The following is a 7,164-nucleotide window of genomic DNA, read 5'->3' on the forward strand; positions in this document are numbered from 1 at the left end:
AGGAGTTCATCAAAAGAGAGTTCGCGTTGCTCTTCCCTAAACAAGTCATAAATTTTTTGTTCATCAGGTGAGATTTCAGGTAGAAATTCCAGTTGTTCCCTTTCTTCCACTTCTATTCCGAGAGCGTAGAGAATATCTTCTGGACAGGTTATGCATTGTGCTCCGTTTTTTATGAGATAGTTAGGACCTTGAGCATTAGGATGATAGATTTCACCTGGAAGTGCTATCAGGTCATGATTTTGTTCCAGAGCATGTTTAGCTGTAATCATAGCGCCGCTGGTCATAGAGCCTTCTACCACAAAAGTTACAGGAGCCAGAGCAGATATTATACGATTTCTGGCGGGAAAGTTCCAGGATTCCAGTTTAGTGCCGGGCTCATATTCTGAAACTAAAGCTCCGTTATTGATTATTTCTTTAGCAAGTTCACGATTAGCCGGAGGATAGATATTTTCTACTCCACTGGCAAGTACAGCGATAGTCATAGCACCATTTTGGAGTGCAGTAATATGTGAGACGGTATCAATTCCATAAGCCAGACCGCTAACGATTGTAACTTCTCTTTGACAAACGGGAGCAAGGAGTTTGGAACAGGCATTTTTGCCATAAGCAGTAGGTTTTCGTGTTCCTACTACTGCTAAAGATATATTATTTAAGGCTTTAAGTAGGTCTCCACGATAATACAAAATGAGAGGAGGTAAAATGATATTTGCTAAAGCTAAAGGATAATCTTCATCACCATAGAAGATAGCATTAATCTCATAGTGTTCGCAGAGTTTAGCAATCTGTTCTTCACGCGGATGATGTACAGCTGAAAGGAGTTGTTCTTTTATCTGAGGGGAAATAGTATCATCTTCATAGATAGGATGTTGAGGATTTCCCACGTATTCTTCTGGATGGGGATATTTTTTAACCAGTTCCAGAGCAGTTTTAGGTTTAGTACCGAAAGCGGATTTGAGACAGAGCCAAGCCTTAAATTTATCGGTCATTTTTTATCCAGCATATTATAGAGAGTCCATTTAAGTTCTTCAATTCCCAGATTACCAACAGCAGAGATGGGAAGGACATCCAAACCATATTCTTTTTGGAACAAAGATTGAAGTTCAGCAGAGCGAGCATTTCTTTCTTCTTCAGGAATTGTGTCCAGCTTACTTAAAACTATTAAACTTGGTTTTTTATCTAGAAAGGGGTCATAGAGATAAAGTTCCGAGTGGAGAGTTCGGAAAGCTTCTAAGGGATCAGGAGTGTTGATATCAATGAGAAAGAGGAGGACACTGGTTCTTTGAATATGCTGTAGAAATTGATGTCCTAAGCCTTTACCTTGATGAGCTCCTTCAATAATACCTGGAATATCAGCCATAACAAAGGATTGATATTCGGTAACCGGGACAACGCCAAGCATAGGTTCCAGAGTGGTAAATTCATAATCTGCGATTTTAGGTTTAGCAGAAGAAAGGACACTCAAGAGAGTAGATTTGCCGGCATTGGGGAAACCGACCAGACCAACATCAGCCATAAGCTTTAGTACTAATTCCAGGACAATTTCTTTTGTTGTTCTACCAGGAGTGGCAATGCGAGGTGCTTGATTGGTGGAGGTGGCAAAATTGCTGTTTCCTTTTCCACCTCTTCCACCATGAGCTAAGATGATTTCTTCGTTATGAGTAGTTATATCAGCGATTTTTATTCTTTCGCCAGTTTCTGTTATTTGATAGATTTCTGTTCCTAAGGGCAGATGGAGGTAAATATCATCTCCACTTAATCCTCTTTTACGAGCATTGGAACCGGGTTTTCCGTCTTCAGCATAGAATTTTCTATGATATTTATAAGCGAGGAGTGTATTAACATTTTCATCACCGATAGCTATAACGGAACCGCCATGACCTCCATTACCTCCATCAGGACCTCCTCTTGAAATATATTTTTCTTTCCGGAAACTAATAATACCATCACCACCATTTCCGGCTTTAATAGTAATTTTTGCGTAGTCTATAAACATTACTTAGCGAAGGTTAACTCCTTTATTGTAAAATAAATTTATGTAGCAGATTTCTCTGATTCTGTTGTATTCGGATAATATATATGCCACTATTCAGTTTTAAATTTTTCATGCTTCCATCAAAAGAAAACATCAATTTATCGTCAAGAGGATTTCCTTCATAAAGAGTTCCCAGAAGCTGTCCTTTCAGATTAAAAAGCTCCACCTTAACTGGTTTCTTATCCAAACCTTTGATAGTTATATTGCAAGGACCAGAAAGAGGATTATAGGGATTGGGCATATGGCATTTCAAAGCTGGAACAGGAAGAATGTCATCGTTCACGCTGGTAGTATCATATACCACTTCAACTATATCACTTAAATTATCACTACAGCGAAGGGTTATGTATTGAGAGGGATTTGTTATGAGCAGAGAATAGTGAACGGTCTGACTGTAATATGGATTAAGCGTGATGGGATTCAAAATTTGACCACCAGCTAATTCTACTTCCATAATAAGCGGGAAATCTTCCTCATTATCAGTGTAATCAAACTCAAATAAGTGAGTGTTAGAGTTGTAAGTTAGATTAGTTAGTTGGGGCAGGGTATTCTGGTCTACTTGATAATGAAAGTTCTGGAATAATAAAAATCCAGGGTAGGTGAAATCTGCTTGCGAGAAATATGGTTGTTGTTGCAATAAACCAAAGTTAACGCTTATATTGGTGAATATGAGAGCATTTGTGAGGTTAGGCCAAGTTCCAAAATCGGGGTCATTAATTAAATCTGACATATTACAAGCCATTATAAGTTTACCATTAGAAACGGTGCTCTGGATATCTCCAATCCGAACGAAGGAAGTAGGTCCAACACCTTCCAGGTCAATTCCCATTTTATATAGACCGGGAGAGATGACAGAAGGGATATTGAAGGTGTAAATCATAGCATAGCATAGCGTATCAATTATAGTCTCGGGATTGAAGATGAAGGTGGCAAAAAGATTGTAGGAAGTGATATTATGCATCAGTGGAAAAGCATTAGCGGCATTTGCCATTGCAGAATAAAGTTTGGTTTCAGAGACACCACACCAACTATCAGTGAGATCTAAAGCTGGAATGTCAGGTATGTCAGAGTCTCCGGTAGGGTCTGTTGATAATTCACCTAACTGAGATAAAGAAGGCGGAAAGACATCTGAAGTCAAATAAGGAATGTGCATAAAAACAATCTGTTCACCTTCTATATTTACTGGGGTGCGTAAGCGATAGCGAAGAGATTGACCAAATTCATAAGGAACGACAGCTTCCATTTGATTTCCCTGAAGGGAAGAAGCAGAGGTATACTGCCAATCCGAGCCATTAAGACTATAAAAGCATTGAGTTGCTGCTGAATTTCCTGTCTCATCTAACCATCTTAAACGAAGATAGCCATCGGGACAAAGTGAACTATGAGAAAAGTTAAGATAGGTGCTAATATCCTGAGCGGATAGCAACACCGTGAGTGCGAGCAAAACAAACAATAGGCATTTTGTTTTCATTTTTAATCTCCTTTTACCTGAGTGTTTGTTTTTTTATATTATATTAAATCATATGCATAAAACAAGTAGTAATTTTGCAGGGGATTTATCTTACCGTAAATAAGTGCGAGACTTGCGCCAAAACATTTATAGAGCAGCAAGAGAGGAAAGCTTCCAATTCTAAAACTGCCATATTCTTGCAACATAATATCCCCTTTTTTCTAATAAAGTTAGATAATCCTCATAATTTATCTAATTAATAATTAAATAATAGTCGTCAAGAATTTTTTTATAATTTTTTGATATGGATTTCATCATACAAAAAAGAGGAAGAACAGGAGAGATTAATAATAAGATGGTGGAGCTAAGGGGAATTGAACCCCTGACCTGAACATTGCGAACGTTCCGCTCTCCCAGCTGAGCTATAGCCCCACTTTATATTTTATCTATCTTATTTATGTATAGATGCTTACTTTAAATCCTCAAGAAGCTCTTTTGTCAAGGATAGTTTTATGTGCACTTCCTCAAAGTGTTTATGTTCATTTGCTACCACTTCCGGTTTTGCGTTTGCAAGAAAATGGGGATTATCCAGTTTCTTTTTAACACTTTGAAGTTCTTTTTCCAGCTTTTCTACTTGTTTACTCAAGCGGGCTTTTTCTGCCTCCAAGTCAATTATTCCCTTTAAAGGAAGAAAGATTTCCAGATTACGAACTACGGCAGCAATAGAGGGTTTGGGCTTGGGTAATTGCAATCCAACTTCTATATTTTCTACTTTTGCTAACCTTCTGAAATAGGTGGCATAGCGTTCAATCAGGTCTTTTTGTCTTTCTTCTGCCACTCTAATTACCAGAGAAATAGTGGTTCCAGGATTGAGATTGAGTTCTTTTCGGAGATTACGAACAGCGGTGATAGCTTCTTGCATAAAGGACATATCATCAGCAATCTCTGGGTCAATCATCTTTTCTTCACAGGAAGGGAAAGCTGCTATAATGAGGGATTCTTCGGGTTGATTAAACACTTTTTTAATGTTTTGCCAGATTTCCTCAGTGATAAAAGGCATAATAGGATGGAGTAGACGCATTGAAGTTTGCATTACATCAAGCAGAATATATAAAGTGGTGCTGCGAGAAAGGGCATCATTGGAGTTCAGTCGGTCCTTTGAAAGTTCTATATACCAGGAGCAGAATTCATCCCAGAGGAATTGGAAAATTGATTGTGCTGCATCATTAAATCTCAGATTTTGATAATGTTCAGCTGTATTTCTTACCGTTTCATTTAAGCGAGAATAAATCCAGCGGTCAGCAAGTTCCATCTGGAGTTCCTCTTTTGGGGGTAATTGTTCTCCTTCTGATACATTCATCATTATAAAGCGATAGGCGTTCCAGATTTTATTGGCAAAATTGCGTCCAGTTTCCAGAATGGACTCACTGAAAATTACATCAGCACCTTTAGGAGTGCCAAAAACCATAGAAAAACGTAGAGCATCTGCTCCAACTCTATCAATTATATCAATGGGATCGGGAGAATTTCCCAGAGATTTACTCATCTTTCTGCCATATTCATCTCTAACCGTGCCGTGAAGAAGAACTGTTTGAAATGGGATGATATGGACAAAATGCAGAGTGCTCATAATCATTCTGGCAACCCAAAGATAAATAATTTCAGGAGCAGTAATGAGCACCTGGGTAGGAAGATAGCGCTTCAGGTCTTTTGTTTCTTCGGGCCAGCCAAAAGTGGAAAAGGGCCATAGCCAACTGGAAAACCAGGTATCCAGAACATCTTCATCTTGATGAAAAGAATTATTTTTGCAGTCAGGACAGATAGAGGGCATTTCTTTGGCTACTATCATCTTACCACAGGAATTGCAATAGTAGACAGGAATTCTGTGTCCCCACCAGATTTGCCTGGAGATACACCAATCGCGAATATTATTCATCCAGTGCATATAGACTTTAGTCCAGCGTTCGGGTTGAAAACGGATTTCTTCTTTCTCTACTACCTCAATAGCAGGTCCAGCAAGTGGCTTCATTTTAACAAACCATTGGTCAGAAAGATAGGGTTCAACTACGGTATCGCAACGATAGCAATGTCCTACAGAATGTGTGTAGGATTCTATTTTTTCCAGTAAACCCTGTTGAGTTAATAATTCAACTACTTTTTTGCGACAGGCAAAACGGTCTAAACCAACAAATTCTTTTCCTGCAGCAGAATTCATAATTGCTTGTTCATCCATTATCAGGATTTGAGGCAAACTGTGGCGTTGACCTATTTCAAAATCGTTAGGGTCATGAGCAGGAGTAACTTTCACACAGCCAGTTCCAAATTCCATATCCACATAATCGTCTTCAATTATGGGAATTAGTCTGCCAGTTAGAGGAAGTTCAACCTCTTTACCAACCAAGTGTTTATAGCGTTCATCACGAGGATTAATGGCTACTGCAGTGTCTCCTAACATAGTTTCAGGACGAGTGGTGGCAACAACAAGATAGCCACTACCATCTGTTAAAGGATAACGAATATACCATAGATTGCCATCTTCTTCACTGTATTCAACCTCATCATTAGCCAGAGCAGTTACGCAACGCGGGCACCAATTGATAATATATTTTCCTTTATAGATTAAACCTTCCTCATAAAGGCGGACAAAAACCTCTTTTACTGCTCTGGAAAGCATCTCATCCATAGTAAAACGAAGACGAGACCAATCACAAGAAGCACCCAACATTTTGAGTTGGTCTATGATATGACTCCCTTTTTCTTCCTTCCATTTCCAGATGAGTTCCAGCATCTTTTCTCTTCCAATTTCCTGTCTTGTTTTTCCTTCTTTGGCAAGTTCTTTTTCTACCATATTTTGAGTAGCTATACCAGCGTGGTCAACTCCAGGTAACCAGAGAGTAGGTTCTCCCAGCATCCTATGAAAACGCACAACAATATCTTGCAATGTATTATTCAGAACATGACCCATATGGAGGATGCCAGTAACATTTGGGGGTGGTATTAGAACGGTGAAAGGAGGTTTTGATGGGTCTCCTGCGGGTTTAAAATACTCATTTTTTTCCCAGAATTCATACCATTTCTTTTCTATTTGTTGGGGTTCATAAGTCTTGCTGATTTCCATTCATATCCTCTATTATTTAACAAATCCTTTTTATTTTATAACCGAAAATTGATAAATCCGCCCTATGTCAAGCAAATAAACTATGTTCCGCCCTTCTTTAGCGTTTATCTCGTCCTTATAAGGAGATTATGGTGAGCTTATGTCCGATTTCGGACATAAGCTGGACATGAGTTGGACATAAGCTGGACATAAGCTCCAAGAAAAGAATTAAAAAAAGCTCTCACAGATAGCACAGATAAGAGGTTTTGTATTAGGATTAAAGCACGCAGATTACGCAGATTTGGTTTTTATTCAGATAAAAATTAAAAAAAGCTCCCACAGATAACACAGATAGCACAGATAAGAGGTTTGGTATAAGAATGAAAGCACGCAGATTACGCAGATTTGGTTTTTATACAGATAAGAAGTAAAAAATCTCTCACAGATTACACAGATTACACAGATAAGAGGTTCTGTATAAGAATAAAAAGCATGCTGATTACTCAGATATGTATTTTTTTAACTTTCATTCAAATAAGAATTAAAAAACCTCCCACAAATAACAAAGATAAGAGTTTTGCACTA

At 38.4% G+C, this 7,164-nt stretch carries 4 protein-coding genes and 1 tRNA gene; all 5 read right to left on the minus strand.

The genetic code is table 11. The features are described from left to right. The coding region (dprA, locus tag E0946_RS06945) for a DNA-processing protein DprA (RefSeq protein WP_133201742.1) at window positions 1-986 on the minus strand (986 nt) is incomplete at its 3' end. Further along, entirely contained in the window at window positions 983-1,993 is a 1,011-nt protein-coding gene (gene obgE, locus E0946_RS06950) for a GTPase ObgE (RefSeq protein ID WP_133201743.1), read from the minus strand. The genes obgE and dprA, both read right to left, overlap by 4 nt. A gap of 22 nt (window positions 1,994-2,015) precedes the next feature. Then, window positions 2,016-3,503, minus strand: a complete 1,488-nt coding sequence (locus E0946_RS06955) for a T9SS type A sorting domain-containing protein (protein ID WP_133201744.1) — start codon at window positions 3,501-3,503, stop codon at window positions 2,016-2,018. A 335-nt stretch (window positions 3,504-3,838) separates the two neighbouring features. Further along, a tRNA-Ala gene (locus E0946_RS06960) sits at window positions 3,839-3,914 on the minus strand. A 37-nt stretch (window positions 3,915-3,951) separates the two neighbouring features. After that, window positions 3,952-6,600 (minus strand): valine--tRNA ligase, encoded by a 2,649-nt coding sequence (locus tag E0946_RS06965; protein ID WP_133201745.1) that lies wholly within the window; start codon window positions 6,598-6,600, stop codon window positions 3,952-3,954. Window positions 6,601-7,164 lie beyond the last annotated feature (564 nt).

The organism is Candidatus Syntrophosphaera thermopropionivorans (genome assembly GCF_004353895.1).
GTDB classification, from domain to species: Bacteria; Cloacimonadota; Cloacimonadia; order Cloacimonadales; family Cloacimonadaceae; genus Syntrophosphaera; species Syntrophosphaera thermopropionivorans.

Excerpts from the sequence above, each read along its gene's own strand:
- obgE (WP_133201743.1), bottom strand. The coding sequence starts at position 1,993 with ATGTTTATAGACTACGCAAAAATTACTATTAAAGCCGGAAATGGTGGT.
- E0946_RS06955 (WP_133201744.1), bottom strand. The coding sequence starts at position 3,503 with ATGAAAACAAAATGCCTATTGTTTGTTTTGCTCGCACTCACGGTGTTG.
- E0946_RS06965 (WP_133201745.1), bottom strand. The coding sequence starts at position 6,600 with ATGGAAATCAGCAAGACTTATGAACCCCAACAAATAGAAAAGAAATGG.